We start from the raw sequence: 25,613 nt of genomic DNA, 5'->3' as shown, positions 1-25,613 counted from the left end.
AGCCTCAGGAGGGCTTCATGTCCAAGACCGTGCAGGGCCTGCTCACATTCCTCATCTCGCTCGTCGTGCCCACGGTGGTGCTGCTGATCCTTAGCGTGCTGCCGGTGTGGCAGGGCATCCTCTCGCCGCAGACCGTCTCGGCATTACCCAAGGTCGCGCTCATCGTGGGAGGCAGTTTTGGCCTTCTCCATGGGCTCGAGGCGGGCATCCTATGCATCTACGACCTGGAGACGGCCGTCGGTTGGATTGAGTTGTTCATCGACCTGACGTGGAGCCTGCCGAACACGATGGCTGGGTTCGTGCTCGGCAACATCATCTACATCTTCTTCGGTAACCCCTCGCGCACGGACTCCGAGGGGCAGGCCTGGATCAGCTTCCAGCCGCGGAACTCGGGGGGCTTTGGCCACAGTGTGTTGCAGACCATCGGGACGGTGAACCTCGGGGGCGCCGGTCAGCACGAGCGCATGCACCTGCTTCAGGCTCGCGTTCTGGGACCCGGCTACATCCCCCTGGTGATTGCCTCCTACTCCGTCACCTTCACCCTCCAGGTGGTGTGGACTCTCACGCTCGGAGGGCTCCTGGCGCTGACGGGCGTGCGGAACAAGGCGTACTTCGAGCCGCCTTCCCACTCGGCCGTGGGCGGCTTCTTCGGGTGGATCTACTACGCCACCCCCATCGAGTTGTTTGCCTACGCCACGGGCAATCCCTGACACTCCGCCGCGACCCGGCCGCTTCGCACGTCAGCGCGAAGCGGTCTTTTCTGGGCGCATCCAACCGGGGCGCACGGCTTCGGTGATTCCTGTCGCCCCGTCCTGCTCCAGGCGGGCCCGCACCTTCGGAGGCGCACCGACCGTTACGTCTCTTCCTCGCTCGAAGCGCTGTGCCTTCACCAGCGCCAGCGTGGCCCGGTCCAACAGCAGCGCCCGGCTCGGTGACGGGACGAGCAGCACCGAGATGTCCTTCGTCAGCGCCTTCACCGCATCGGGCCGCAGCGTCCCGTCCTTCCGGAAGAAGCGCTCCTGCACCTCGTCGTTGGTCCCGTAATCGTCTCCCGCCCCCACCTGCGCGAGCCAGTGGGCGTACTCGCCCTGTCCATCGGCGCGCCGGGGCTCGGGAATCCCCTTCAGTCCCCGCTGCCCCCAGTGGTACCAGCCTCCCTGCCACGCCGAGCCCGCGTCGAGCTTGCGCGCGAAGCTGAAGGTGCTGTCCGTGGTCGCTCCCACTCCGCCATGGCACCCGATGCAGGCCGTGGTCTCCTCGACGTTCTGCGGCCGCAGCGCCCCGCCCGCGTCCTCGATGAAGCCCTGCATCAGCCAACCGGTGCCCGTGCCCACTCCACGCTCCGCATCCGCGAGCACGCGCTTCAGCTTGTCGGGTTGCTTCTCCTTCTCCCGGGCTTCCGCCTCGGCCGCCAGCTGGAGGTCGCTGTACGTCAGCCAGCGGGTCTTTCGCATGTAACGCAGTTCCTTCATCCGCGCGGCCATGCGGACCTGCCCTCCCTCCACATCGAGGTAGCGCAGGCTGTGGAGGAACTCGGTGCCTCGCGGGTAGAGCCCCGCCGCGGGCCAGCCGTCCTTCGTCCGGTCCAGCCCGGCCGCCTCTCCCACGTAGCCGAAGGGCCGTCCGGGCTTCGGCGGCCACACGAAGGCCACGCGCCTCGCCATGCCGAGCACTCCATCCCCGTCGAGATCCGAGCCGAGCTCGCGCTCGTCCGTGGGCGGCAGCGGCACATCCGCCCGGCGGATATACGCCTCCAGGATGGCGAGGTTGAGGCGATACACGGCCGTGCTCTCTCTCCCGTCGCGGTCGCGCCGGAACGCCGCGGGCAGGCGGATGAACACGTCTCCCGCGCTCCCGTTGGTCGGCCAGAACATGCCGGGGAAGGGCGCATAGGCGAACGCCCTCCAACCCGTCATGGCTCCGTCCGGAGAACGATCGAAACCTTCCGCGTCCGGCTGGAACCAGCAGTCCGGGGTGTAGCCCTCCCACCGGCCATTGCCGTTCCCATCCCAGGCCGCGGGAGGATGTGCCAGCGCCTCGGCGAGCCGGAGCCCGCCGCGCTCATCCACGTAGTTGCTCGCGCGCACCCAGGCCAGCAGCTCGGCGTCCGAGATGTCGACGGGCGGTGGTGGCCGCACGAGGTTCGTCCAGCGGTTCTCCTCGGCGGGGAGCGGCACCGTGAGGACCGTCTGCACCTCGGCGTCCTCGACGTAGTTGGGCGCGCGCGGCATCTGGTGACACGCGAAGCAGCCGTTGCGCGTGCGGCCACCGGGCGCTTCCTGGGTGACCGCGTAGCACTGCGCGGGCAGGTAGGCCGCCGGATTCGAGAGCCGCGGAGGCTCCCGCGGGGTTGCCGGCATCGCGGCCGTGAGGGCCTCCCGCAACTGCACGGTGGGCGCCGGCGGAGGCGGGGGACTGGAACTTCCCGAGCGCCATACGAATGCCGCTCCCGCTACCAGCAGGCCCATCGCCCCGACAACCCCTGTCACCTTCCGGCGGTCCATGTCTCTTCTTCTGCTCCCACGAGCAACGCCGTGGAGCCTCCCGGGCCTCTGCTCCCGGGAAGGCCCCACGGCTGTCTGGATGATGGCGAGGGTGCTCAGTTCATCGCCGGGAACGGGCCGATGTACCCGGTGTACGACTGCGCCCTGCTCGCATCGCCCTCGAGCTTCTCGATGTCGGACTCACCGTAGGGGTGCTGCACCTGGGCCTTGATGTACGCGAAGCCGTTGATGTCCGGGTAGAAGTAGACGCCCGTCGTCTCCGAGCCGTAGGGCGTGGAGAAGATGCGGGTCAGCTCCCGCGTGACGATGTTGTAGGCCCACACCATGTCGTTCTGGTGGCCGCTCACGGTGTCCTCTCCGATGAGCAGCGTGTCATAGCCGTTGATGAACGACAGGTTGTCGGGATTGGCGATGCCATTCACGCTGCAGACGTTCGCGGTCCCCGGACTCGACACGCCCGTTTCGCTGTCGAAGGTCGTGAAGGTCGGGTCGTAGAAGGGGCTATCGCTCGGGTAGGGTTTGGCGCCGGGCGCCTTGAGCCACACGCCCTCGACCAGCGGCGCGGCGGACTCGACGACGTAGTCACTGCCAATCGTCGCGTTGGGCGACACCACCATCTCGTAGACCGCGCCACAGTCGTTGCGCGCGACCTGGATGTGATTGCCTCCGCCCAGATCCTTCCCCGTGGGGTCGTGGGTCATGCCGTTGTTCAGCTCGCTGAAGGCCACGTAGAGCCGGTGGGCGGCGACGTTGTACGTGATGCCCTCGGTCTTGCGGAACTCGGTGGTTCCTCCCACGTAGGCCGCGTACCGGCGGCTCTCCAGGCGCGAGGCCGCCAGCTCCTGGCCGGGCTTGAGCCGCAGGCACTCGCGGCCCGTCTCCGTGTGGATGGCCCGGAATCCCTCGAGCGCTCTCGGGCAGGTGCCATCGGCGTTCTGGGTCTCGGTCTCGAAGATCTGCGAGAACTGGATGCCGCCGTCGATCAGCGCCTTCACCTGCGCGTCCGTCGCGCTCGGGCCCAGCGGCAGCCAGTAGATGTCCGCCCGGCCCGACGGTGCTCCCGACGGCGTGGTCTGGAACCACCGTGCCGCGTAGAGCTGGCCCTCGGACAGGTCTCCGGGCCGCGCCGCCACGAACATGTAGAAGCCGTCGTTGGTGCCATCGTCGCTCAAGTAGACGGTCTTCTTGTCCGGCATCACGTAGGCGAGCTCGAGCGCTCGCCTGCCCGCCGCGTAGTGCTTGGTGACCGTGGTGGCACCCGAGCCGTCGACCGCCACCTCGACCACGTAGCCATAGCGGTACGGCGAGTAGACGGCCTTGATCTGCTCGAGGGTGGCGGTGGCCGGATCCAGCCCCCAGTAGCGGATCATCGAGCGCTCCTTCAGGGTGAGCGCGCTCACCGAGGCCGCGTCCTCGTACTTGCGGGCATCCTCCGGGTACTCCTCGCTGCTCAGGTTCGTGTTCCAGGGGGACACGCTGCCCGCGCAGGGCACCCAGTAGCCCTCCACGCCCGAGAAGTCGATGGGCCGGGTGCTCAGGGGCGTGAGCTTGCCGTTGGGCTCCTGGCGCAGCTCGGTGAGGTACATCGCCGCGGGGGTGATCTCGAACTGGGTGAGCTCGAAGAGCTTGTTTCCCTGCTGGATGAGCGCCGAGAAGTCGTTGGTCGGCGAGATGAAGTCCGAGCCATCCGTGTTCTTCACCGGGCTGCCGTTCTTCTGGATCATCCGCCCGAAGATGTGCTCGCCCAGGGGCTGGCCGGAGCGCAGCAGGGTCTCGTACTGGAGGGAGACCTCCTGCCCATTCACGTTCGCCTTGGGGCTGGCGTAGACGGCCCGTTTCTCCGCGTCGGTGCGCGCGGCGTTGACCGGCGTGAAGCTGAGTGACTTGACCGTGCCGGCCGGGCCCCGCGGACCTTGCGGACCCTCGGTGCCAGGGTCGCCCGGGGTGCCCGGTGCTCCCGCCTCTCCCGTGCACGACGAGAGAGCAAGCGCGGTCAGGGATGCCCACATCAGGCGGCCCATCCGGTGCCCCCGGCTCGAATAATTGAAGCTCATGGTGTCCTCGTGTGTGTGTCGGCCCCCAGTCTATCCAATCGCACCCCGTCGGTCGTACGCTCGGGGCCCCCACTCAGAGCCACCTCTTCATCAGAGGTGCCAGTGAAAACACTTACACGAGGAGTCACGCATGACGGCCATTCCGATGGAGACCGCCGATCCCTATGGACTGATGCATCCCGAGCGGAGGAAGGACCCCTATACCAGCTACGCGCGGATGCACCGGGACGGACCCGTGCACTACTGCGAGCCGTGGGGGGCCTGGTTGGTGGTCCGCTACTCGGACGTGACCGCGGGCTTCCGCGACCTGCGCCTGTTGTCGGCCCGGACGGGCCAGTTCGGCGCGGGGTTGTCCGACGAGGTCCGCAAGATGATGGAGCCGCTGGCCCGCAACCTGGCTTCCTGGACGCTCTTCCTCGATGCGCCCTCCCACACGCGCCTGCGCGGGCTCATCACCAAGGCCTTCACGCCACGCATGGTCGAGACGTTGCGTCCGCGCATCCGGGCGCTCATCGAGGAGTTGCTGGACGCGGCGCGCGGCAAGGAGCGGATGGAGATCATCAGCGAGCTGGCCAACCCGCTGCCCGTCATCGTCATTGGCGAGATGTTGGGGCTGCCCCGGGATGACCGGCACCGGCTCAAGCGGTGGTCGGATCAGCTGGCGGGCCTCATCGGCACGGGCCGTCCCACGCCGGAGCAGGTAAAGGCGGGCCTGGGCGCCATCCTCGAGTTCGAGGCCTACTTCCGGACGCTCATCGCCCGGCGGCGCACCGAGCCCGCGAATGATCTGCTGAGCGCGCTCGTGCACGCGGAGGAGCAGGGCAGCCTGCTGAGCGAGCAGGAGCTGCTGTCCACCTGCACCATGCTGCTCTTCGGCGGCCACGAGACGACCACGAACCTGATTGGCAACGGGCTGCTGGCCCTGCTGCGCCACCCGGAGCAGTGGGAGCTGCTGCGCGCCTCGCCGGAGCTGCTGCCCGACGCGGTGGAGGAGTTCCTCCGCTACGATCCTCCGGTGCAGTTCACGAACCGGGAGGCCTCGGTGGACATGGAGATTGGAGGCAAGGCCATCCGGAAGGGCGAGCGGGTGATGCTGATGATGGCGGCGGCCAACCGGGATCCCGCGCAGTTCAAGGATCCGGACACGCTGAACGTGCGGCGCGAGGAGCTGCGCCACATGACGCTGGGCCTGGGCCCGCACTACTGCCTGGGAGCGGCGCTGGGGCGCATGGAGGCGCAGGAGACCTTCGCCGCGCTGATGCGCCGCTTCCCGAACCTGAAGCTGGAGCCCGGGGCCTCGCTGGACTGGCTGGACAGCGCGGGCTTCCGCGGGCTCCTGTCCCTGCCGGTGGTCCTGGGAGCGGAGGCCCGATAGGACTCCGCCCCCGGTCCGGTGCTACTCGGCCGTGAAGTACAGGTTGTCGAGCAGCAGCTTGTCCGCCGGAGCGCCCGCTCCGGCGATGAGCTGGAACGGGGCGTCGATGGCACTCAGCTTCAGGTTCAGGCCGCTCGCCGTGAAGTCCGCCAGCGGAATGGACAGGTGGTGCCACTCGCCGTCATTCATGTACCCGTACTTCTTCGCGTCGAGCTTCACGTCGTGGGTGTCGTCGCTCATCCCCACCTCCACCTGGGCGAAGCCGGGGTCGGACGAGCGCAGGCTGACGTGCAGCGTCTTCCACGTGCGCAGGTCACGCGTCGCGTTCCAGTGCACACCGAATCCCAGCCACGCCTTGCCCGCGTGGACGGCGAGGTCCGCGGACTTGCCCTCCACTCGCGTGGAGGAGGGCTCGAGGGTGACGGTGTTCTCGTACAGGTAGACGTGCGTGGTGGTGTTGTCCACGGGGATGTCGTCGGAGCGGCCTCCCTCGTAGAAGCCCACGCCCAGGCGGCGCTGTCCCGTCTGGTAGGGGAACGGGCCCGGGAGCGCGTCCGCGTCCGGATTCGTGCCGCCATCGGAGGGGAGGGACGGCCCGCCCTGGTTCTCGTAGTCCGACAGCCCCGGGTCCGGCCTGCACGCGGCCAGCAGCGCCAGCACCGCGTATCCAGCGACGCTCCTCATGGCTTCACCGCCCTGTCCTGACCGTTCGTCAGCTTCACCAGCGTCCAGCCGCCCCGCACCGTGCCGCCCATCTCGGTGATGCCCTTGTACGCGGGCGTCACCAGGTCATAGGCGAACGTCCCCGTGGCGTCGTAGGTGACGGCGTCGGGGAAGTTGTCGAGCACGGACTGGTAGGCGCGGATGGCCTGCGCCTTCACGAGGGGCAGCTCCTCCTGGCTCGCCTCGCCGTTCTGGTAGATGGCCAGCAGGCTGGTGCCCACGTAGAACTGGGCCTCGCCTCCCGGCTCCCGCGCGAGCAGCGTGGCCCACGAGTAGAACGCGGCCACGTGCGCGCTGCTGGATTGGATCTTCCACTTCGTCTCCGCGCCGGGCGTGGCGTGGGCGAAGGGGTTGTTCGGATCCTCCAGCACGGAGGTGTCCGGGTAGATGCCCACGTTGGGGCTGTGGAGCTGGAGCGTGAGTCCGTTCAGCGATTCGCCATACACGAAGCTGGCGGGCTCGTAGCATCCGGAGATGCCCACGGCCGCGGCCAGCACGAGCCACGTCTTCATACGGCCTCCCTCAGAGCGACAGGATTGCATACGCGCCCACCTCGTATTCGCGGCCCATCAACCCCTCCGACAGGGCCGCCGCGCTGAGGCCCTCCGAGTACTGGTCCAGCATGCGGACGATTCCGCGCACGCCGAAGCGGGTGGTCACCGCGCCGAGCACGGGCCGCTTGAGGCCGTACGACAGGTCTCCCGTGGCCTGGAGCGGATAGGTGAGGTTGAACACGCGGTGGTAGTCGTACGGGCCCCAGTCGTTGAGGCGCAGCTGCGCCGAGAGCGCCAGCGTGTCCAACAGCACGGTGCCGTCCACGCCGTAGCGGAGGATCTGCCGTGCGTCCTCGCCGGGGGACTGGTTGTAGCCCACCATGGCCGTGCCATGGAGCTTCAGGCGTTTGGTGGGGTTGCCCACCAGGCGCAGCGTGGCCTCCCACTCGTCCGCCGCGGGGGGCGCCTTGCCGAAGGCGATGGTGGCGCCGTTGGCGAGGATGGCGATGCCGGCGTCACGCGACGTGGGCTGGTGCCGGAAGACCAGGTCCAGGCCCGCGGCGAAGGGCGCGTCCTCGCGCATGTCCCGGTCCCAGGACCAGAACCACGTGCCGGGCGTCGGGTCGAAGGTGAGCAGCAGCTCGGCGCCGAGCGTCTCGCGGTTGTCCAGCACGCTGAACGTGTCCGACAGCACGCTGCGCGGCCTGACGCCCTGGAAGTACTGCCCCGTCTCCGCCACGTAGGCGTCGTTGATGGTGGGGTTGGGCCCGATGAGGGGCTTCTGGTAGAGCACGTTGGGCGCCACCTGGAAGGTGCCCAGCTGGAAGGTCATGCCCGCCTGCCCGGCGTAGTGGTTGCCGCGGCCGCTCTCGCGCATGCTCCAGCCCGTCAGCACCGTGCGCTGCTCGGGGCCACCGTCCGCCACCAGTCCGCGGAACGAGGCCTGGGCGAACATGCGCACCATGCCCAGGTCATAGGTGAAGCGCGCCTTGGCGCCGAGCGTGTCCAGGAAATGCACCTTGTCCCGGAGCACCTCGTAGCCGCTGTTCAGGTAGCTGGCGCCGTCCGTGGGCCGCGTCCAGATGAACTCCTCGCCGATGCGCTGCGGCGCCGCGAAGATGCCACCCACCTCCAGGCCCATGGGGCCGCGCTGCCACTCGAGGCCCAGCGCCGTCCTGCGCGCCACGCGCTCGCGGATGACGGAGGCCGTCTGCGCCGTGGAGCCGCGGGTCAGGTCCTCCTGGTGCACGAGCGTCAGCGTCACCGGGCCCACGCCCTTGCGGTACTTGGCCACGATGGAGGGGTTGGCGCCCCAGTACAGCTCCGGGCCCACCGCCACCTTGAAGCCGTCCAGCGCCTTCTTGCCGCTGAACACGACGCCGAAGGGGGCGTTGCCGCGGTAGATGTCGATGTTCGGCCCGTAGTGCGCCTCGCGGTACAGGTTGAAGAAGTCGCCTTCCTCGCCCCAGTGCGTGTGGCCCACGCGGTAGAAGCCCTCGAGGTTGAAGTCCTCCCGGTCCAGCTTGAACTCCGCCTGGTACAGCGCGAGGCGCTCCAGGCCGAGCGGCTGGCCCACGGCGCCAGTGGGGGGCGTGCCCGGAGCCGGGGTGCCGGTCACCGTCGCCGGCGTGGCCGGCGTGCCCCGGTTCTCGTAGAAGAGGTTGTAGAGCCGGTTCTGCGCCACGTTGCCCACGATGTTGAACGACACGCGCCCGTACACACCGGAGGTGGGCTGCATCGCCAGATCGAAGAAGATGGACTCGGTGTGGTCCACCCTGTCCAGGTTGGGCCGCGTGGTGGCGATGCTTCCGCGCGACATGGAGCTGTCCATCACCAGCCGCAGGTTGGAGACGCGCACCGCGCTCAGCTCCTCGGCGCGCGCCAGCGCCACGGAGGACTCGTAGCCGCGGGACATCTCCGTGGGGCGGATGGACTCGAAGTGCTGGCGGATGGTGTCCGGGGTGGTGGTGGCGGCGTACGGATCCAGGCGGAAGGCCGCCTGCAGCACGTAGTAGGCCGTGCGAGGCTGCACCCGGGCGATGCCCGCGTCGTCCTCGGGGCCCAGCGCGCTGATGCCGAACCACTCCTCGTTCATGTTGTTCTGGCCCTCGACGAAGTCGCCCGGGTAGCCAGCGTTGGGCCAGGACGCGGTGGTGTCGTGGACGGAGAGGTTGGCCTCCTGTCCCATCTTCCACCAGCCATCCACCCACTGGAACACGAAGCCACCGAGGGCGTTCTGCGCGCGGCCCTGCCCGTAGCTCTGCGTGTAGATCTCCTCCCACTGCTTGCGCAGGTACTCCGCCTGAGACAGGTGGTCCTCGCGGCCGGCCTTCGCGTCATAGGCGTCCGCGCCGAACTCGGTGAACATCACCGGCTTGTTCAGCTTCTGCAGCACCACGTCGAACAAGTCGCGGGCGGAGGCGCCGCGGTAGACGTTGGCGCCGAAGACGTCCAGCTCGGGGGCGAGGCGCGCGATGAGGTCCACGTACTGCGCGTCACCGTTGGCGATGGACACCGGGTGGTGCGTGTCCCGGGCCTTGATGGTGCGCACCGCCTCGCCCATGAGCGAGTACAGGTGCTCGGCGCGGGCGGCGTCCTCCTGGCCGGGGAGCGCTTGAATCTCATACCCCGTCCAGTGCAGGCCGTAGTTGTTCTCGTTGCCCAGCATCCACATGAGGACGCCGGGGGTGCCGTGGTACTGCTCCACGCGCCGCGCCAGGTCCGTGAGCAGCGCCTTGCGGTGCACCGGATTGGAGTAGTCCGTGTTCGGCGCCGAGACGCCGGCCACGAAGGTGCCGTAGCGCCCCATGAGCGGGTTGAGCACGGTGTAGATGCCGTAGTTCTCGTAGACGTACTCCACCCAGCGCGGGGGGATGTCGTCGAACTGGCGGATGGCGTTGACGCCCATGTCGCGCAGCAGCGTCATCTCCCGCTTCAGGACGGCCTTGATGAAGTCGTCCGTCTGGTTCCACAGCGAGTAGCGGTAGTTCTCGCCAATGGGCGTGTAGCCCCAGTTCATGCCGCGGATGGGGAAGTCCCGCCCGTCCACCTGGAGCTTGAAGCCGCGCTCGTCGCGGTAGACGCGCACGGTCTGCACGGCCGCGGCGGGAGCAGCCGCCACCGTGGGCTGGAGGGACGGGGCAGGAGGTGCCACCGGGGCGTCGGCCACCGGCTCGGCGGTGGCGGGCGCCTGGGAGAGCGTCACCGCCAGACACGTGACGAGGGTGAGGGAGCTCATGCCGCCTTCTCCACGTCCAGGCGGTTCTGGGTGACGACGGCGCGGTAGAGGTGGGCGCTGTCCTTGGGGATGCGCTTCTGGGTGGCGTAGTCCACGAAGACGAGCCCGAAGCGCTTCTGGTAGCCGAAGGCCCACTCGAAGTTGTCGAGCAGGGACCAGGCGAAGTAGCCGCCGAGCGGCACGCCCTGGCGCACGGCATCCAGGCACGCATCGAGGTGCGTGCTCAGGTAGTGCACGCGCTGGGTGTCACGGATGCGCCCGTCCGCATCCGGACCGTTGGCGTAGGCGCAACCGTTCTCGGTGATGTAGATGCGCGGCGGGTGGTAGTCCTTGTGCAGGCGCGTGAGCAGCGTGGTGAGGCCGGTCGCGTAGACCTCCCAGCCCATGTCCGTGAACTCCGGCCCGGCCTGGACGGTGCGGGGGGCGTTCTTCTCCTCGGGGATGCGGTCGCTGCGGATGATGCCGCGGTTGTAGTAGTTCACGCCCAGGAAGTCGGTGGGCGTGGCGATGGCCTCCATGTCCCCGTCCCGGACGAAGTCCAGCGTCTCCGAGGAGATGCGGCCGGCCGCCAGGTGGTCCGCGATGACGTCCTTGGGATAGCCCCGGCCGTAGAGCGGATCCAGGAACCAGCGGTTGAAGCTGCCATCGAAGGCGCGGGTCGCGTCGAGGTCCTCGGGGCTGGGCGAGGCGGGCTGCGGGGGCACGAGGTTGAGGGTGATGCCCACCTCGGCGTTCTTCGCGTTGGCGCGGATGACGGACACCGCCTGGCCGTGCGACACCAGCAGGTGGTGGGCCGTGGCGAGCATCTCGCCCCACTGGTTCTTGTGGCCGGGCGCGTGCTCGCCGTTGGCGTGGCCCAGGAAGCTGATGCACCAGGGCTCGTTGTGCGTAATCCACCGCTGCACGCGATCGCCGAGCACCTGGCTCACCACGTCCGCGTACTCGACGAAGGCGCTCGCCGTGTCACGCGCGGGCCAGCCGCCCTTGTCCTGCAGGGCCTGCGGGAGGTCCCAGTGGTAGAGCGTGACGAAGGGCTCGATGCCGGCCTTCAGCAGGCCGTCCACCAGGCGCGAGTAGAAGTCCAGGCCCGCCTGGTTCACCTTGCCGCGGCCCGCCGGGAGGATGCGCGGCCACGCGATGGAGAAGCGGTACGACTTGACGCCCAGCCAGCGCATGAGCTCCACGTCATCGCGCCAGCGGTTGTAGTGGTCGCATGCGACGTTGCCGTCCGTGCCGTCGGCGATCTTTCCCGGCGTGGCGCAGAAGCGGTCCCAGATGGACTCACCGCGCCCGTCGGCGGAGGTGGCGCCTTCGATCTGGAAGGCGGAGGTGGCGACACCCCACAGAAAGTCAGGAGGAAACTGCCGCATCGTCGACGACTCCTTTCGAGGATTCGAGGTGGCAGCGGACGAGGTGGTCCGCCGCGAGTGGGTGTTCAGGCGGGCGCGTGGCATGGCAACGCGCATCCGCGTGGGGACAACGGGGAGCGAAGGCACAGCCATTCGGGGGCACCGGCCCCGTCGAGGCCTTCACGGGCAACGGGGCCCGCAGGAAGTCCGCGCCCTCCGGCACGGCCGAGCGCAGCAGCCGCGTGTACGGGTGCCGGGGCGCCGCGAGCACCTGCGCGGTCGGCCCCGACTCGACGACGTTGCCCGCGTACAGCACCATGACGCGGTCCGCGAGGTGCCGCGCGCTCGCCAGGTCATGGGTGATGAAGAGGATGCCGATGCCGCGCGTCTTCGTCAGGCCGCGCAGCAGCTGGAGCACCTCCCGGCGGGTGGACACGTCCAGCATGGAGGTGGGCTCGTCCGCGATGATGACGTCCGGCTCCACCGCGAGGGCCCGCGCCACGGCCACGCGCTGGCGCTGGCCGCCGGACAGCTCATGCGGGAAGCGCCGGGCGAAGGACTCCGCGGGCGTCAGCCCCACCGACTCGAGCAGTGCGTGGACGCGCGCCTGGAGCTCCGCCCGCGTGGCCCGCCCGTGGCGCAGCAGGGGCCGCTCCAGGTGGTAGCCCACGGTGTGCACGGGGTTGAGCGAGGCGAACGGATCCTGGAACACCATCTGCACGCGGCCCCGGTAGTGGAGCGAGGCGCCCTGCTTCTCCGCGGCGAGCATGTCCTCACCGCCGAGCCGCAGACTCCCGCCGTCCGGCGCGTCCAGCCGCGCGAGCACCCGGGCCAGCGTGCTCTTGCCGCTGCCGGACTCGCCCACGAGCGCGACGATCTCCCCGCGCTCCAGGGTGAACGACACGCCATTGAGCAGCGTGCGCCGGGAGCGGGAGAGGAAGCCTCCCACGGGGACGCTGCGCGACAGCCCGGTGACCTCCAGCAGGGGAGGGCTCATTGATGACCTCCACGGAGCGCGGTCCGCACGGGAGCGGGCCCGTTGGCCGCGAGCGCGAGCTCCGGTGACGGCCCGGCCGCGTCGTCGGCGCTGAGATGGGGGAAGGACGACAGCAGCAGGCGCGTGTACGGGTGGCGGGCCCCGGCGCGCAGACGCTCCGAGGTGTCCACCTCCACCAGCTTGCCACCCTGGAGCACGCCCACGCGGTCGGAGATGGCCAGCAGCAGCGGCAGGTCATGGGTGATGAAGAGGACCGCGAAGCCCAGCCGCTCCTTCAGCTCGAGCATCCGCTGGAGCAGCTCCTTCTGCACCACCACGTCCAGCGCGGTGGTGGGCTCGTCCATGACCACCAGTTTGGGCTCCAGCGCGAGCGCGAGCGCGATGCCCACCCGCTGGCGCATGCCGCCCGAGAGCTGGTGCGGCCAGGCATTCACCAGCTCCGGCGACAGCCCCACCATGGCCAGCAGCTCTTGTGCCCGGGCGTAGGCGGCCGCCTTCGAGGTGCGCCCGTGCGCCGCCAGCGTGTCGTGGAACTGCTCGCCCAGGGTGAGCACGGGGTTGAGCGCGCTCATGGCGCTCTGGAACACCATGGACACCTGGGACCAGCGGAAGGCGCGCAGTGCTTCCGCGTCCAGGGCCGTGACGTCCGTGCCGTTGAACAGGATGCGCCCCTGGCTGATGCGCGCGGCGGGCGGCAGCAGGCGCAGCAGCCCGAAGCCGATGGTGGACTTGCCGCTGCCGGACTCGCCGGCCAGGCCGAGCACCTCGCCGGGCGCGATGTCGAACGACACCGTGTCCACCACGCGCGAGGGGCCACGCTCCGTCGCGTACTCGATGCACAGCTCGCGCACGCTCAGCAGCACCCCGGGCGCCTGGGGCTCGGTCTGCGCGGCCGTCACCACCGGGGCGATGGGGGCCACCGCGGGAGGGGCCTTGAGCGCCGGGTTGGTCAGCTCGTCGATGGCGGAGCTGAGCAGCGTGAGCGAGAAGCCGACCAGGGCGATGCACACGCCGGTGGGGACGAAGATCCACCACGAGCGCGTCAGCAGCGCCGCGTCGTTGGAGGCCCAGTAGAGGTTGGTGCCCCACGTCACCGAGCCCACGTCACCCAGGCCGAGGAACTCCAGGCCCACCTGGGCGCCCACGGCGTAGAGCGTGTTGCCGATGAACGAGGAGCCGAGCAGCGACGCCATGTTCGGCAGCAGCTCGCGGGAGATGATGCGGGCCCGGCTCTCGCCCGCCACCAGCGCGGCGGCCACGAAGTCCCGGTTGCGCAGGGACAGCGCCTCGGCGCGGAAGACGCGGGCGTTCCACGCCCAACCCGCCACCGTCAGCACGGCCACCATGCGCAGCGGCCCGGACGGCAGGTACGCGCCCAGGACGATGGCCAGCGGCAGTCCGGGGATGACGAGGAACACGTTGGTGGTGAGCGACAGCACGTCATCCACCCGGCGGCCCAGGTAGCCGGCCGTCACGCCGATGAGCGCGCCCACCAGCGTGACGAGCAGGCCCACCGCGAAGCCCACCGCGAGCGTCTCGCGCGCCCCCACCACCGTCTGCGCGAGCACGTCCTGTCCCTGGCCCGTGGTCCCGAAGAGGTGGGCGCTGGAGGGCGGCTGGTGGGGGCGGCCCACGAGGTCGCTCGGGTTCATCACCAGCCAGGGCCCCACCAGGGCCATGACGAGGAAGAACAGCAGGATGCTCCCGCCCACCGCGGCCTTCCGGTGGCGGAGCAGGCGTCGGATGGAATCAAGCATGGGCGCGGGTCCTCGGGTCCAGCCAGAGGCAGAGCAGGTCCACGGCGAAGTTGGCGGCGAGCACCGCCAGGGTGATGACCAGGAAGAGCCCCTGCATGAGCGGGTAGTCCTGGTTGCGCACCGCGAGGATGAGCAGGTACCCGGTGCCGGGGTACGAGAAGACGATCTCCGTCAGCAGCGAGCCGCTGAGCACGAAGCCCAGGGCCATGCCGAAGCTGGTGACGTTGGGCAGCAGCGCGTTGCGCGCGGCGTAGCGGAACATCACCTGGCGCGGGGGCAGCCCCTTGGCATGGGCCAGCCGGAGGGTGTCCGTGCCCAGCGTGGCCACCATGGTGTTGCGCATGCTCAGCATCCACCCGCCCAGCGTGGCCACCACGATGGAGGCGGCCGGCAGCACCGCGTGCCGGACCACGTCCGCCGCGAAGGTGAAGGACAGCCCCGGCTCCAGGTCATGCGAGTACGCGTGGCGCAGGGGGAACCAGCCGAGCCCGAAGCCGAAGAGGTACAGGGCCAGCATGGCCAGCCAGAAGTAGGGGAAGGCGCCGAGGAAGGCGAACGCGGGCGCCACCACCGAGTCCAGCCACCCGCCGCGGTTCCACGCCGCGAACACCCCGAGCAGGGAGCCCACCACGAAGCTGATGATGACCGCGCACCCGGCCAGTCCCAGCGTCCACACCAGCCCCGTGCCGATGACCTCCGACACGCGGGACGGGTAGTAGGCGTAGGACAGCCCCAGGTCCCCGGTGAGCAGGTGCTTCAGGTAGGTGAAGTACTGCATGTACAGCGGGGCATCCGTGAAGCCGAAGGCGGCGCGCAGGGCCTCCATGGCCTCGGGCTGCACCCGGCCCTCGAAGCGCGCGAACATCGCGGAGGCCGGGTCTCCCGGGGCGAGCCGGGGGATGACGAAGTTCAGCGTGAGCGAGGCCCACGCGGCGATGAGATAGAAGCCGAGCCGCCGCAGGAGGTAGTTCATCTCAGGGCTCCCTCGGGGCGAGCGTCGTCAGCACCAGCAGGCTGTCGGGCTCGGCATGGGGGGACAGGCGCGCGTAGGGATTTCGAGCGCTCGGAAAGCCGGTGAAGCGCTTGGTGCTGGCCTCGCCCCAGGACGGGTTGGGGAAGAGGGGAATGGCCGGCGCCAGCTCGGAGAAGCGCCGCTGCACCCCGGCCATCAGCTCCTTCTGCTTCTCGGGCGAGCTCTCCGTCTCGAAGCGCGTCAGCAGCGCGTCCGCCTCCCCGTCGCCGAAGCGGTGCCAGTTGGCCGCGGCCACCTCGCCCACCGGACGCACCGTGCGCGGCGACAGCAGCCACTTGTAGAAGGTGTACGGCGTGGGCCCGTCCAGCGACCAGGCGATGGCGAGTTGGAACTCCCCCTTCTGCAGGCGCGCGTACCAGGCGCCGAACTCGTACGTCTTCAGGTGCGCCTGGACGCCCAGCTTGCGCAAGTCGCGGGCCAGCACCTGCCCGGCGCGCACCCAGTCCGACCAGCCGCCCACCACCTCGAGCTCCAGCTCCAGCGGCTGACCATCCGGCATGCGCCGCAGGCCATCCGGGCCGCGCTTCAGGCCCGCCTCGTCCATGAGCCGGTTGGCGGCCGCCTCGTCATGGCGCACCCACGCGCCGCTGGCGGCCTCGGCGTCCCGCCAGCCCGTATACGAGTCATTGAGGGCCGTGGCATCCGCCGGGCGCGTGTAGCCGTACATGGCGATGTCCACCAGCCGCTCCCGGTCCAGCGCCATGCTCAACGCCTTGCGCACGCGCACGTCATCGAAGGGAGGCCGCGTGGTGTTGGGATAGAGGAAGACGGTGCTGCCGTAGAGCGGGAACCAGCGCGCGTGGTGCTCCGGATCTCTCGACACGAAGGTCCGGTCCACCGCGGGCACGAAGTTGCCGGCCCAGTCCACCTCGCCCTCCACCAGGGCCAGGTTGGCCTGGTCGTTGGTGGGGAAGGCCAGGAAGCGCAGCGCGGAGACGGCCGGCTTGCCGAGCTGCCAGTAGTTCGGGTTGCGCCCCAGCTCGTACACCTGGTTGCGGAAGACGTTCACCTGGGTGAAGGGCCCCGTGCCCACCGGCTCCGGGTTGGTGAACGTCACCGGATCCGCCACCTTCTCCCAGACGTGGCGCGGGACGATGGGCTGGTGCGCCAGCTCCGAGAAGCCGGGGATGTAGACGCGCGAGAACTGGAAGGCCACCGCGTGCGTCCCCTCCGCGCGCACGTCCTCCAGGAAGCGCCACGCGCCGCCCGAGTCCAGCGCGGGGTGCTTCTGGAGCAGCTGGAAGGTGAAGGCCACGTCCTCGGCCGTGAAGGGCCGCCCGTCGCTCCAGCGCACGCCCTCGCGCAGGGTGAAGCGCAGCGTCCGGTGGTCCTCGGACCAGGCGTGCGCCGTGGCCAGCCATGGCTTCCACTCGCCGGAGGAGGGGAGGAACACCTCCATGCACTCGTAGACGCCGGCCCGCGTGGGCCAGCGCGAGCCCGCCCCGGTGAAGAGCGGGTTGAAGTTGCGCACCCACGCGCTCTGCTGCTCCACGGAGACGAACAGCGTGCCCGGCTGCCGCGGGCGGGGCTCCGAGGAGGAGGTACAGCCCACCAGCAGCACCACCACCACGGGCACCAGCAGGAGCACGGGCTTCATTGCGCCCTCGAGTATACGCGGACGTAGTCCACCTTCATCTGCTGCGGGAACACGGTGGTGCTGTCCGGCGGCCCCACGTAGTTCCCTCCCACCGCCACGTTGAGGATGATGAAGTGCGGATGGTCATACACCCACCGCGTCCCGGCGGGCAGGCGCGCGGGCGTCGCCTCGAAGAAGGTGACACCGTCCAGCAGCCAGCGGATGCGGTTGGGCTCCCACTCCACGGCGTAGACGTGGAAGTCCTCGTGGAGCTTCCCTCCGCTGACGGCGTGCTCGGCGCCGATGTTGCCCCCGCCCGAGTAGCCCGGCCCGTGCAGCGAGCCGCGGGTGAGCGCCGGGAGCTGGCCCCGGTACTCCATGATGTCGATCTCCCCGCACTCCGGCCAGCCCACCTCGTCGATGTTCGCGCCCAGCAGCCAGAACGCCGGCCAGAGGCCGCGCCCCACCGGCTGCTGGATGCGCGCCTCGAAACGGCCGTAGGTCTGCTCGAACTTCCTGCGGGTGTTGATGCGCGCGGACGTGTAGCTCCGCCCGAGGTAGCTCTCCTTGCGCGCGGTGATGACGAGGTTGCCGGTGCCGTCCAGCGATGCGTTCTCCGGCCGCGCGGTGTCGTACTCCAGCTGTGCGTTGCCCCATCCTTCTCCTCCCACGTCGTGCACCCAGCGCTCGGGGGAGGGCGGGGTTCCCGCCGGTCCATCGAACTCGTCCTGCCACACCAGCTGCCATTCCGGGCCAGGCTGCGAGGGGGAGGAGGGCGTCACGTCGGGCTTGTTGGCCCGGTTGGCCGCCGGGTCACAGGCGAGTGTGCCCAGCGCGACGAGCCACGGGAGGAGACGGAGTCGGGTCATGCTGTCTTCCGGACGTGTTGGAGGGGAAAGAGGGAGCGGTCGCGCAGCGCCGCCTGGAGCACGAGGGTGGCCGCGCCGACCGCGATGGCCCGGTCTCCCAGCGCGGAGGTGACGATGCGCGTCTCCGCCATGGAGGTGGACAGCGCCCGCTTGCGCACCGATGCGCGCAACGGATCCAGCAGCAGGTCTCCCACCGAGGAGACTTCTCCGCCGAGCACGACGATGGCCGGGTTGAGCAGGTTGAGCAGGCCCGCCACGGCGATGCCCAGGTAGTGGCCCAGGCTGTCGATGACCTGCCGCGCGGCCGGGTCTCCCGCGCGCGCGCCTTCCACCAGCTCGCGCACCGTGGGCGTCCGGCGGCCCTTCAGTCCCATCAGCTCCTTGGCGCGCTCCATCAACGGCGCGGTGCCAATCAGGGTGACGAGGCACCCGCGCAGCCCGCACACGCACTGCTGGCCCGCCGGGTCCACGGCGATGTGGCTGATTTCTCCGGCGGTGCCGCCCGAGCCCCGGTAGACGTCGCCGTGGATGATGAAGCCGGCGCCAATACCCGTGCCCAGCTTGATGTACGTCAGATCCTCGCCCCCCAAGCCCGCGCCCCAGTAGCGCTCGGACAGCGCGCCCAGGTTGGCGTCGTTGTCCACGAACACCGGCATGTTGAAGGCGGACTTGAGCGACTCCTGCACGTCGTAGTCGCGCCATGCCGGCACGATGAGCGGGGACAGCTTGCCCGGGGTGGCGGGGTGGACGGGGCTCGGCACGGCCACGCCCATGCCCAGCACGGAGCGGCGCGGCACGCGCTCGGCGTCCAGGCACTCCTGCACCAGTTCCTTCACCTTCTGGAGTGTGCCCCTGGGGTCCTCGCGCACCGCATGGGGCGAGTGCCGGTGGGTGCGCACGCGCCCGCGCAGGTCCGTGAGGACCACCGTCACGTGCGTGGCGCCCATCTCCACGCCGATGATGCTGAAGGCGTCGTCACAGAAGCCGATGAGGGTAGGGCGGCGGCCTCCCCGCGATACCCCGGCGCCGATGTTGCGCACCAGGCCCGAGTGCTCCAGGTCCGCGACGATGGCGGACACCGTGGACGGGCTCAGCTGCGTGCGCCGGGCGATCTCCGCCCGCGACAGCTGCTGCTCGCGCCAGATCATGTTCAGCAACAGGCTGCTGTTCTGCGCGCGCATACCCGCCGCATCGACCGTCGTCGCCGTTTCCGCCGTTCCCACTTTCATCGTGCGCTCACGCTCCATTCGGCCGCGGGGAAGCAACCACCTTCCCGTCCTCGTCGCGGCCGGGGCCGATTGTGTACTGCTTCGGCCCCCTCGTGAGCGGCACTTCCTCCAATTTCAGCCCGAAGCCCCCGGTGCTCGGCCCCATGCCCTCCAGGAAGGTGACCTCCTCGTCACGCGGTGCACCCCGGGTGGAGAAAGACACCGGCCCCGTACCTTCCGGGGCCTCCCTACGGGCCCCCGCGGGCTTGCCCATGCCGACCAGACCCACCCCGCAGACCACTCCCGCCACCGCCCATGTCCATGCGAAACGCTCGTGCCGCCGCATATCGCCCCTCCGCGAGTGGATTCCTTCATCCGTACGACGAAGAAACCGGATGCCAGCGGAATCCTGTCTGCCCTTGCGCGGCGCGTTATTCCTGGACGCTCCGCGTCAGCGGAAGACCCCGCATCCCCTCCCCACGTCACCGCAACCGAGTTCGTTTGAGTAATGAAGAAAGTACCAGCGACTTGCTAGAGATTGCAAGCATCCGGTGGTCGCAGGTGGGGGGCGTGCGCGCATCCGCGCATGACGCGTTGCGCTGCGTCGTCCGCCCGGAAATGAAATGTCTGTTGCGAACCCAACAATACCAGGCGGTTTTACCGACCTCTATAGGAATCCGGTCCTCCGTGCCTAACATGGGGACTTCCTTCGGACGGTGGAGTTTCTCGTGTGCCCGTGCGGAGGACTCGACCGGAGAGAAAAACCATATGCGAAACAAAGCTGCAGGACTGGCAGTGGGGCTGGTGCTCGCCACGCTTCTGGCGGGAGGGGCCCTCGCCGCGGCGACGTACGGGGTGCAGCCCTCGGGCTCGTCGGCGATCTTCTATGTGAACACCACGTCGTGGGCGGACATCCACTACAAGGTCAACAACGGCGGCCAGCTCAACGTGCGGATGACGGTCATCAATGGCCGCAACGAGTTCACGCTGACGAACCTGGCCTCGGGCACCGTCGTCGACTACTCGTACACGTACTGGGACGTTGCCTGTAATTGCGCCTACGACACGACGTGGGCGCGCTACACGCACGGCACCACGGGCGGCACGGACGCGGGCACGGGCGGTGGCACGGACGCGGGCACGGGCGGTGGCGACACGGGCAGCATCGTGCCCCTGTACAACAACACCACGTCGCTGGAGCCGGCCACGGTGCAGGAGACGGCCACGGCCATCATCACCCGCGTGGGCGACCGCGTCCGCGACCGCCATGCGCGTGAGGACCAGTACCAGGCGTATGACCACTACCTCTCGCTGTACTTCGAGAACCGCACGCACTGGATCGAGATCGTGGACGAGGTGGCCAAGGGCGGCAGCCGCATCGTCGTCAACCTCTACACCCTCTACCCGTATGACAGCCCGGACTTCCGCGCGTTCTTCCGCGGCCTCAACACGGAGGCCGAGTACTTCCACAACGCGGACTTCACGACGGTGAACGACTACCAGTACACCGCCAGCGTCAACTTCAACGCCAAGGAGGGCCGCGCCATCCGCATCGGTGACCGGATGGAGCTCGAGGTCGGTGTCTTCCTGCGCCAGCCCGTGAACGGCCGCTTCAACTACTACTCCACCATCATGCTGTACATGGTGGGCACGGGCGGCATCGTACCGCTCGAGGTCTCCGGCGCCGTCCAGGACTCCTTCCCCATGCCGGCCATCGGCCAGAGCGGCGGCCGCACCACCGGCAACCAGCACCTGTCCAACGAGCCGGACAACCACTTCCTGCAGATGGCGCTGAACATGGCGCCGGTGAACGCGCAGCCCTTCGTCGAGGGCCGCCGCCTCCACCACACCGACTTCGGAGATGGCAGCCACTCCGAGCCGGGCAACCCCGTCCTCACGGCGCAGGCGAACAAGCTCGGGCCCAACTACATCGCGCGCTCCTGCATCGCCTGCCACGTGCGGAACGGCCGCGGCCTGCCGCCCGCCGTCAACACCTCGCTGAGCAACTACACGGTGAAGGTGGGCCGCGTCAGTGGCACCTCCGTGACCGCGGAGCCCTTCCTCGGCTACCGCATCCAGCCGCGCAGCACCAGCGGCACGCCCGAGGGTGACGTGCGCATCGCGAGCTGGACCACCACCAGCGGCACGTTCACCGACGGCACGGCCTACCAGCTGCGCAAGCCCACCTACAGCTTCCTGAACGTCACGCCCACGAACTACTCGGCGCGCATCACGCCGCAGTTGGTGGGCATCGGCCTGCTGGAGGCGGTGCCCGAGTCGGCCATCGCCGGCCTGGCGGACCCCAACGACAGCAACGCCGATGGCATCTCCGGCCGCATGCAGACCGTGACGGATCCCGAGACGGGCGCCACGCGCCTGGGCCGCTTCGGCTGGAAGGCGGGCGCCGCGAAGGTGCGCCACCAGATCGCCGACGCGTTCCGCAACGACATGGGCGTCACCAACCCCGTCTTCACGACGCTGGACTGCGGCACGTCGCAGACCGGTTGCTCGGGCACCAGCACGGAGCTGAACAACACGGACCTCGACAAGCTCACCCGCTACATCGCCCTGCTCGGCGTCCCGGCGCGCCGTGACTACCGCGACACGCAGGCCCTCCAGGGCGAGACGCTGTTCCGCAACGCGGGCTGCGCGAAGTGCCACACGGAGACGCTGACCACGAGCGCCTACCACCCGAACGCGGAGCTGCGGAGCCAGACCATCCACCCGTACACGGACCTGCTGCTGCACGACATGGGCACGGGCCTGGCGGACAACCTGCCGGAAGGCCAGGCCTCCGGCTCCGAGTGGCGCACGCCTCCGCTGTGGGGCATCGGCCTGACGGCGGGTGTCAGCGGCGGCGAGGCCTACCTGCACGACGGCCGCGCGCGCAACCTGACCGAGGCCATCCTCTGGCACGGCGGTGAGGCGCAGGCCGCGCAGCAGGCCTTCGTCCGGATGACCAGCACCGAGCGCGCCGCCCTGTTGCGCTTCCTGCAGTCGCTGTGACGCGGGACGGATAGCACTGTTCGGGGGACCGCTCCGCGGATGGGCGGTCCCCTCCGCTCTTCACTCCGGGTGTAGGCTGCGGGGCATGAACCGCCTGCCACCCGGTCCCAGGAACAATCTCCTCGTCTCGCTGAAGTATCTCCGCGAGCCCTACGCGACCCTGCTCGAGGCGGGGCGGCGGTACGGAGACCTCTTCTCGTGGCCGGGCTTCGCCGGGAAGATGGTGGTCACCGGACATCCCGAGGGCGTTCGGACGCTGTTCACGGCCGATCCCGACACCTACCTCGCGCTCGGCGCGGAGATGCTCGCGCCCATCCTCGGCGAGAGCAACCTCATCCTGCTCAGCGGTGAGCGCCACCGGGCCATGCGCAAGCTCCAACTGCCGCCCTTTCATGGCGCGCGCATGCGGGCCTACGGGCAGCTGATGCTCGACGTCGCACGGGAGCACGCCGCCCGGTGGACGCGCGGCCGGCCCATCCCGGTCCACCGGACCATGCAGGAGATCTCCCTCCAGGTCATCCTCGAGGCGGTGCTCGGCCTCCGGGAGCCGGCGGAGCGGGAGTCCTTCAAGACGACCGTGCTGGAGGTCATCGACGCCCTCAAGCCGTCCTTCATGTTCATCAAGCCGCTGCGCCGGCCGTTGCTGGGCCTGAGTGCCTGGGCGCGCTTCCAGCGGAAGCGGGAGGAGATCACCGCGCTGTTCGCGGACGTGCTGCGCGCGCGCCGGGCCTCGCCGGAGCCGCACGAGGACATCCTCAGCCTGTTGCTCTCCGCCCGGTTCGACGACGGCCGCGCGCTCACCGATGACGAGCTGCTGACGCAGATGCTGAACCTGATCGTCGCCGGTCACGAGACCACCGCGAGCTCCCTGGCCTGGGCCTTCCACTTCATCCACCGGGAGCCGGCGGTGAAGGCACGGCTCGTGGAGGAGCTGCGGGGCCAGCCGGAGCCGCTCGAGCCAGAGGCCATCTCGCACCTGCCCTACCTGGATGCGGTGTGCTCCGAGGCGCTGCGGCTCAACCCCGTGGCACCCATCATCGGCCGGACGCTGCGCCAGGGCCTCACGCTCCAGGGCTACGAGCTGCCGCCGGGAACCGACGTGGGGAGCTCCATCCTCCAGGTCCACCGGCGCCCCGAGCTCTACCCGGAGCCCGAGCGTTTCCGCCCCGAGCGCTTCCTCGAACGCAGCTACTCCCCGTTCGAGTATCTCCCCTTCGGTGGCGGTGCGCGCCGGTGTATCGGCGCGGCCTTCGCGCTCTACGAGATGAAGCTCGTGCTGGCGGCCATCCTGAGGACGTACGACCTGCTCCCCGCGAGTGATGCGCCCGTGGGCGTGTCGGTGCGGAACACGACCGTCGGGCCTCGCGGGGAGGTGGGCCTGCTGCTCGCGTGAGGCCGGGGACTACGGCTGGGTGAAGCCCGTCAGCCACTGCAGGTTGGGGTCCGCGGACCCGCCATGGGTGCCGTTGAGCCACTTCTGGTCCCGGGACGTGAACGCGGTGGGCGTGCCCTTCGTGGCCCCCGATGGGAGCGGAATCCTGGCCTTCAACTGTGGAGGGCCAGGATTCCTGGTGTCCCGCGAGCGGCTGCTGCGCGACCTGGGCCCCCGCCTGGTGGAGCTCGTGCGCCACGTGGAGGGAGCCCTGTCGCGCCGTTGAGCGGACCCTCACGCGCTCAGTGGCGGCGCTCCACCTTCACCTTGAAGGTGCACTCGCGGGAGTTGCCCGCCAGGTCCGTCGCGGTGACATGCACGCGGATGGTCCCCACCGGGAAGAAGGAGCCGGACCGGCGGCTGTAGTGCACCCGCGGGCAGAGGCCCGTGTCATCGTTCACGCTCGCCGGAGGGTAGGAGACCCAGGTGCCGCCCCGGCTCGTCGCCTTCACGCGAATGGAGTCCGGGCAGCGCAGGTCCGGACGCGTCTCGTCGTCCAGCACGCGCTCGGGAAGCGCCCACAGCTCCTCGCCGTGGGTGCCATCATCCGCCATGAAGAAGATCCGCCCGCCCGAGTGGGCGAACCGGGTGGGGACGGACGACGCGGGGCCGGGGTTGATGTCCTGGAGCAGCGAGGTGCCCTCCTCCGTTCCATCGCTCACCCACAGCTCCAGTCCGGAGACGCCATCGTCCGCGGCGAAGACGAACCGCTCCCCCACCCTCTGGAGGCCGCCTTCCGAGCCCGTGGCCCCGAGGCCGTCGATGCCACTGCTCGGGCCCGGCCAGATGTCCTTGACGCGCCGGGTGCCTCCCGGCGTGCCGTTGCTCCGCCACAGCTCGAAGCCCGTGGCCCCATCATCGGCGCTGAAGAACACCGTGCTGCCCACCGTCGTGAGCCCGTTGGGGAAGGACGAGCCGGGCCCCGGGACGATGTCCGCGGCCCGCCGGGTGCCCCGCGTCGTTCCGTCCGTCACCCACAGCTCCCAGCCGGTGGTGCCGTCATTGCCCGCGAAGTACACCACCGGCTTCCTGTCCTCGCGCCAGCCCTCCATCAACAGGGGCACGGCACCGGGGAACAGCTCCTTCAGCCGGTAGGTGCCCCCTCTCGTCCCATCGCTGCGCCACACGTCGAAGCCTCCGCCCTCGTTCGCCGCGAGGAAGACGAGCGTGTCGTCCAGCTCGTGGAACTGGAAGGGGCCGGAGGACTCGGGGCCCTCGAGGAGGTCCTCGACGAGCCGCGTGCCCGCCTCCGTTCCGTTGGTCACCCACAGCTCCGTGCCGTGGACGCCATCATTCGCGGTGAAGAAGACCTTCCTGCCCACCCTCCGCAGGTCCAGGGGCAGGGAGCCCTCGGGGCCCGGACGGATGTCCTTCAGCAACCGGGTGCCCTCCGGCGTTCCGTCGCTCACCCACGGCTCGAAGCCCGACACACCATCATTCGCCTCGAAGACGAGCCGGTGGCCCAGCGGGGTGAGGTAGCCGAACTCGGAACGGGCCGGGCCGGGCCGGATGTCCTTGACCAGCACCGTGCCCGCCTCGGTTCCGTCGCTCTTCCACAGCTCCAGGCCGGTGTCGGGCGTGCCGGCGGGAAAGTAGTACTCCCCCCGGAAGCTCGCGCTGCCGATTCCATTGATGTCGGGGTCCACGATGCTGGAGTCCGGCCCCGGGTTGATGTCCTTGACCAGCACCGTGCCCGCCTCGGTTCCATCGCTCTTCCACAGCTCCTGGCCGTGGACACCGTCATTGGCGCCGAAGAAGAGCCTGCCCTCCACGTCCCGAGGGAAGAGGACGAACCCGTTCGCCGGGCCCGGGTTGATGTCCCGCACCAGGTAGGCGGGCCCGCTCGACTCGATACAGGCGGGCCTGGGTTTCCAGGAGGCCTCGGTTTCTTGTTCCGCGCGGGCCGTTCCCACGGAGCCCATGACCAGACCGGGCAGCACCACGGCCGCCGTGTACCAGGATTTCATTGTCTACCCCTCCCCACGGGAGACCGGCTCC

18 protein-coding genes are annotated in these 25,613 nt (G+C 69.5%); 5 read left to right on the top strand and 13 right to left on the bottom strand.

Annotated elements, in window-relative coordinates:
• Positions 1-17: 17 nt before the first annotated feature.
• Positions 18-710 carry a hypothetical protein gene (locus VFZ09_RS15180; RefSeq protein ID WP_329728290.1) on the top strand — a complete coding sequence of 231 codons (693 nt, stop codon included), beginning with the start codon at positions 18-20 and terminating at the stop codon, positions 708-710.
• Positions 711-740: 30 nt separating this feature from the next.
• Here the strand turns inward: VFZ09_RS15180 and VFZ09_RS15175 are convergent, their stop codons facing one another.
• Positions 741-2,504: a hypothetical protein gene (locus VFZ09_RS15175; protein ID WP_329728289.1), complete on the bottom strand. Its 1,764-nt coding sequence runs from the start codon at positions 2,502-2,504 to the stop codon at positions 741-743.
• Positions 2,505-2,599: 95 nt separating this feature from the next.
• Positions 2,600-4,558: an alkaline phosphatase PhoX gene (locus VFZ09_RS15170; protein ID WP_329728288.1), complete on the bottom strand. Its 1,959-nt coding sequence runs from the start codon at positions 4,556-4,558 to the stop codon at positions 2,600-2,602.
• Between the two features lie 130 nt (positions 4,559-4,688).
• Here VFZ09_RS15170 and VFZ09_RS15165 point away from each other — a divergent pair, with 130 nt between their 5' ends.
• Positions 4,689-5,933, top strand: coding sequence for a cytochrome P450 (locus VFZ09_RS15165; RefSeq protein ID WP_329728287.1), 1,245 nt, complete (start codon positions 4,689-4,691; stop codon positions 5,931-5,933).
• A gap of 21 nt (positions 5,934-5,954) precedes the next feature.
• Here VFZ09_RS15165 and VFZ09_RS15160 read toward each other — a convergent pair whose 3' ends face one another.
• Genes VFZ09_RS15160 through VFZ09_RS15115 form a run of 10 tightly spaced genes read right to left on the bottom strand, consistent with a single transcriptional unit; the run spans position 5,955 to position 19,198 of the window.
• Positions 5,955-6,617, bottom strand: coding sequence for a hypothetical protein (locus VFZ09_RS15160; protein ID WP_329728286.1), 663 nt, complete (start codon positions 6,615-6,617; stop codon positions 5,955-5,957).
• A complete protein-coding gene (locus tag VFZ09_RS15155; RefSeq protein WP_329728285.1) occupies positions 6,614-7,168 on the bottom strand; it encodes a hypothetical protein in 555 nt (184 codons plus the stop codon). Before VFZ09_RS15155 ends, VFZ09_RS15160 begins: the two co-directional genes overlap by 4 nt.
• A 10-nt stretch (positions 7,169-7,178) precedes the next feature.
• Positions 7,179-10,388: a glycoside hydrolase family 2 TIM barrel-domain containing protein gene (locus tag VFZ09_RS15150; RefSeq protein WP_329728284.1), complete on the bottom strand. Its 3,210-nt coding sequence runs from the start codon at positions 10,386-10,388 to the stop codon at positions 7,179-7,181.
• Positions 10,385-11,758 carry a GH1 family beta-glucosidase gene (locus VFZ09_RS15145; protein WP_329728283.1) on the bottom strand — a complete coding sequence of 458 codons (1,374 nt, stop codon included), beginning with the start codon at positions 11,756-11,758 and terminating at the stop codon, positions 10,385-10,387. Before VFZ09_RS15145 ends, VFZ09_RS15150 begins: the two co-directional genes overlap by 4 nt.
• The gene (locus VFZ09_RS15140) at positions 11,739-12,734 is read right to left on the bottom strand and encodes an ABC transporter ATP-binding protein (RefSeq protein WP_329728282.1); all 996 of its coding nucleotides are present in this window, start codon (positions 12,732-12,734) and stop codon (positions 11,739-11,741) included. The genes VFZ09_RS15145 and VFZ09_RS15140 overlap by 20 nt, the downstream gene beginning before the upstream one ends.
• Positions 12,731-14,491: a dipeptide/oligopeptide/nickel ABC transporter permease/ATP-binding protein gene (locus VFZ09_RS15135; RefSeq protein WP_329728281.1), complete on the bottom strand. Its 1,761-nt coding sequence runs from the start codon at positions 14,489-14,491 to the stop codon at positions 12,731-12,733. Before VFZ09_RS15135 ends, VFZ09_RS15140 begins: the two co-directional genes overlap by 4 nt.
• Positions 14,484-15,464, bottom strand: a complete 981-nt coding sequence (locus VFZ09_RS15130; RefSeq protein ID WP_329728280.1) for an ABC transporter permease — start codon at positions 15,462-15,464, stop codon at positions 14,484-14,486. Before VFZ09_RS15130 ends, VFZ09_RS15135 begins: the two co-directional genes overlap by 8 nt.
• Position 15,465: 1 nt before the next feature.
• A complete protein-coding gene (locus tag VFZ09_RS15125; protein WP_329728279.1) occupies positions 15,466-17,121 on the bottom strand; it encodes an ABC transporter substrate-binding protein in 1,656 nt (551 codons plus the stop codon).
• Positions 17,118-17,969, bottom strand: a complete 852-nt coding sequence (locus VFZ09_RS15120; RefSeq protein WP_329728278.1) for a glycoside hydrolase family 16 protein — start codon at positions 17,967-17,969, stop codon at positions 17,118-17,120. Before VFZ09_RS15120 ends, VFZ09_RS15125 begins: the two co-directional genes overlap by 4 nt.
• Positions 17,966-19,198, bottom strand: a complete 1,233-nt coding sequence (locus tag VFZ09_RS15115; RefSeq protein WP_329728277.1) for an ROK family transcriptional regulator — start codon at positions 19,196-19,198, stop codon at positions 17,966-17,968. The genes VFZ09_RS15120 and VFZ09_RS15115 overlap by 4 nt, the downstream gene beginning before the upstream one ends.
• A 747-nt stretch (positions 19,199-19,945) precedes the next feature.
• Between VFZ09_RS15115 and VFZ09_RS15110 the strand changes: the two genes are divergently transcribed.
• The 3 genes from VFZ09_RS15110 to VFZ09_RS15100 all read left to right on the top strand — a co-directional run bounded on the left by VFZ09_RS15110 (position 19,946) and on the right by VFZ09_RS15100 (position 23,841).
• Entirely contained in the window at positions 19,946-22,183 is a 2,238-nt protein-coding gene (locus VFZ09_RS15110) for a di-heme oxidoredictase family protein (RefSeq protein WP_329728276.1), read from the top strand.
• An 85-nt stretch (positions 22,184-22,268) separates the two neighbouring features.
• Positions 22,269-23,576, top strand: a complete 1,308-nt coding sequence (locus VFZ09_RS15105) for a cytochrome P450 (RefSeq protein ID WP_329728275.1) — start codon at positions 22,269-22,271, stop codon at positions 23,574-23,576.
• A 73-nt stretch (positions 23,577-23,649) separates the two neighbouring features.
• On the top strand, positions 23,650-23,841 hold the full coding sequence (locus VFZ09_RS15100; protein ID WP_329728274.1) for a hypothetical protein: 192 nt from the start codon (positions 23,650-23,652) through the stop codon (positions 23,839-23,841).
• Between the two features lie 16 nt (positions 23,842-23,857).
• On the opposite strand, the gene VFZ09_RS15095 is transcribed toward VFZ09_RS15100, so the two are convergent.
• Entirely contained in the window at positions 23,858-25,582 is a 1,725-nt protein-coding gene (locus VFZ09_RS15095) for an ELWxxDGT repeat protein (RefSeq protein WP_329728273.1), read from the bottom strand.
• Between the last annotated feature and the right edge of the window lie 31 nt (positions 25,583-25,613).

Source organism: Archangium sp. (assembly GCF_036277355.1).
Classification (GTDB): Bacteria; Myxococcota; Myxococcia; order Myxococcales; family Myxococcaceae; genus Archangium.
This window is presented reverse-complemented; position numbering and strand designations above follow the sequence as displayed.

Excerpts from the sequence above, each read along its gene's own strand:
- VFZ09_RS15180 (WP_329728290.1), top strand. The coding sequence starts at position 18 with ATGTCCAAGACCGTGCAGGGCCTGCTCACATTCCTCATCTCGCTCGTC.
- VFZ09_RS15125 (WP_329728279.1), bottom strand. The coding sequence starts at position 17,121 with ATGAAGCCCGTGCTCCTGCTGGTGCCCGTGGTGGTGGTGCTGCTGGTG.
- VFZ09_RS15175 (WP_329728289.1), bottom strand. The coding sequence starts at position 2,504 with ATGGACCGCCGGAAGGTGACAGGGGTTGTCGGGGCGATGGGCCTGCTG.
- VFZ09_RS15140 (WP_329728282.1), bottom strand. The coding sequence starts at position 12,734 with ATGAGCCCTCCCCTGCTGGAGGTCACCGGGCTGTCGCGCAGCGTCCCC.
- VFZ09_RS15160 (WP_329728286.1), bottom strand. The coding sequence starts at position 6,617 with ATGAGGAGCGTCGCTGGATACGCGGTGCTGGCGCTGCTGGCCGCGTGC.
- VFZ09_RS15110 (WP_329728276.1), top strand. The coding sequence starts at position 19,946 with ATGCGAAACAAAGCTGCAGGACTGGCAGTGGGGCTGGTGCTCGCCACG.
- VFZ09_RS15105 (WP_329728275.1), top strand. The coding sequence starts at position 22,269 with ATGAACCGCCTGCCACCCGGTCCCAGGAACAATCTCCTCGTCTCGCTG.
- VFZ09_RS15095 (WP_329728273.1), bottom strand. The coding sequence starts at position 25,582 with ATGAAATCCTGGTACACGGCGGCCGTGGTGCTGCCCGGTCTGGTCATG.
- VFZ09_RS15165 (WP_329728287.1), top strand. The coding sequence starts at position 4,689 with ATGACGGCCATTCCGATGGAGACCGCCGATCCCTATGGACTGATGCAT.
- VFZ09_RS15145 (WP_329728283.1), bottom strand. The coding sequence starts at position 11,758 with ATGCGGCAGTTTCCTCCTGACTTTCTGTGGGGTGTCGCCACCTCCGCC.
- VFZ09_RS15170 (WP_329728288.1), bottom strand. The coding sequence starts at position 4,558 with ATGAGCTTCAATTATTCGAGCCGGGGGCACCGGATGGGCCGCCTGATG.
- VFZ09_RS15130 (WP_329728280.1), bottom strand. The coding sequence starts at position 15,464 with ATGAACTACCTCCTGCGGCGGCTCGGCTTCTATCTCATCGCCGCGTGG.
- VFZ09_RS15115 (WP_329728277.1), bottom strand. The coding sequence starts at position 19,198 with ATGAAAGTGGGAACGGCGGAAACGGCGACGACGGTCGATGCGGCGGGT.
- VFZ09_RS15135 (WP_329728281.1), bottom strand. The coding sequence starts at position 14,491 with ATGCTTGATTCCATCCGACGCCTGCTCCGCCACCGGAAGGCCGCGGTG.
- VFZ09_RS15150 (WP_329728284.1), bottom strand. The coding sequence starts at position 10,388 with ATGAGCTCCCTCACCCTCGTCACGTGTCTGGCGGTGACGCTCTCCCAG.
- VFZ09_RS15155 (WP_329728285.1), bottom strand. The coding sequence starts at position 7,168 with ATGAAGACGTGGCTCGTGCTGGCCGCGGCCGTGGGCATCTCCGGATGC.
- VFZ09_RS15120 (WP_329728278.1), bottom strand. The coding sequence starts at position 17,969 with ATGACCCGACTCCGTCTCCTCCCGTGGCTCGTCGCGCTGGGCACACTC.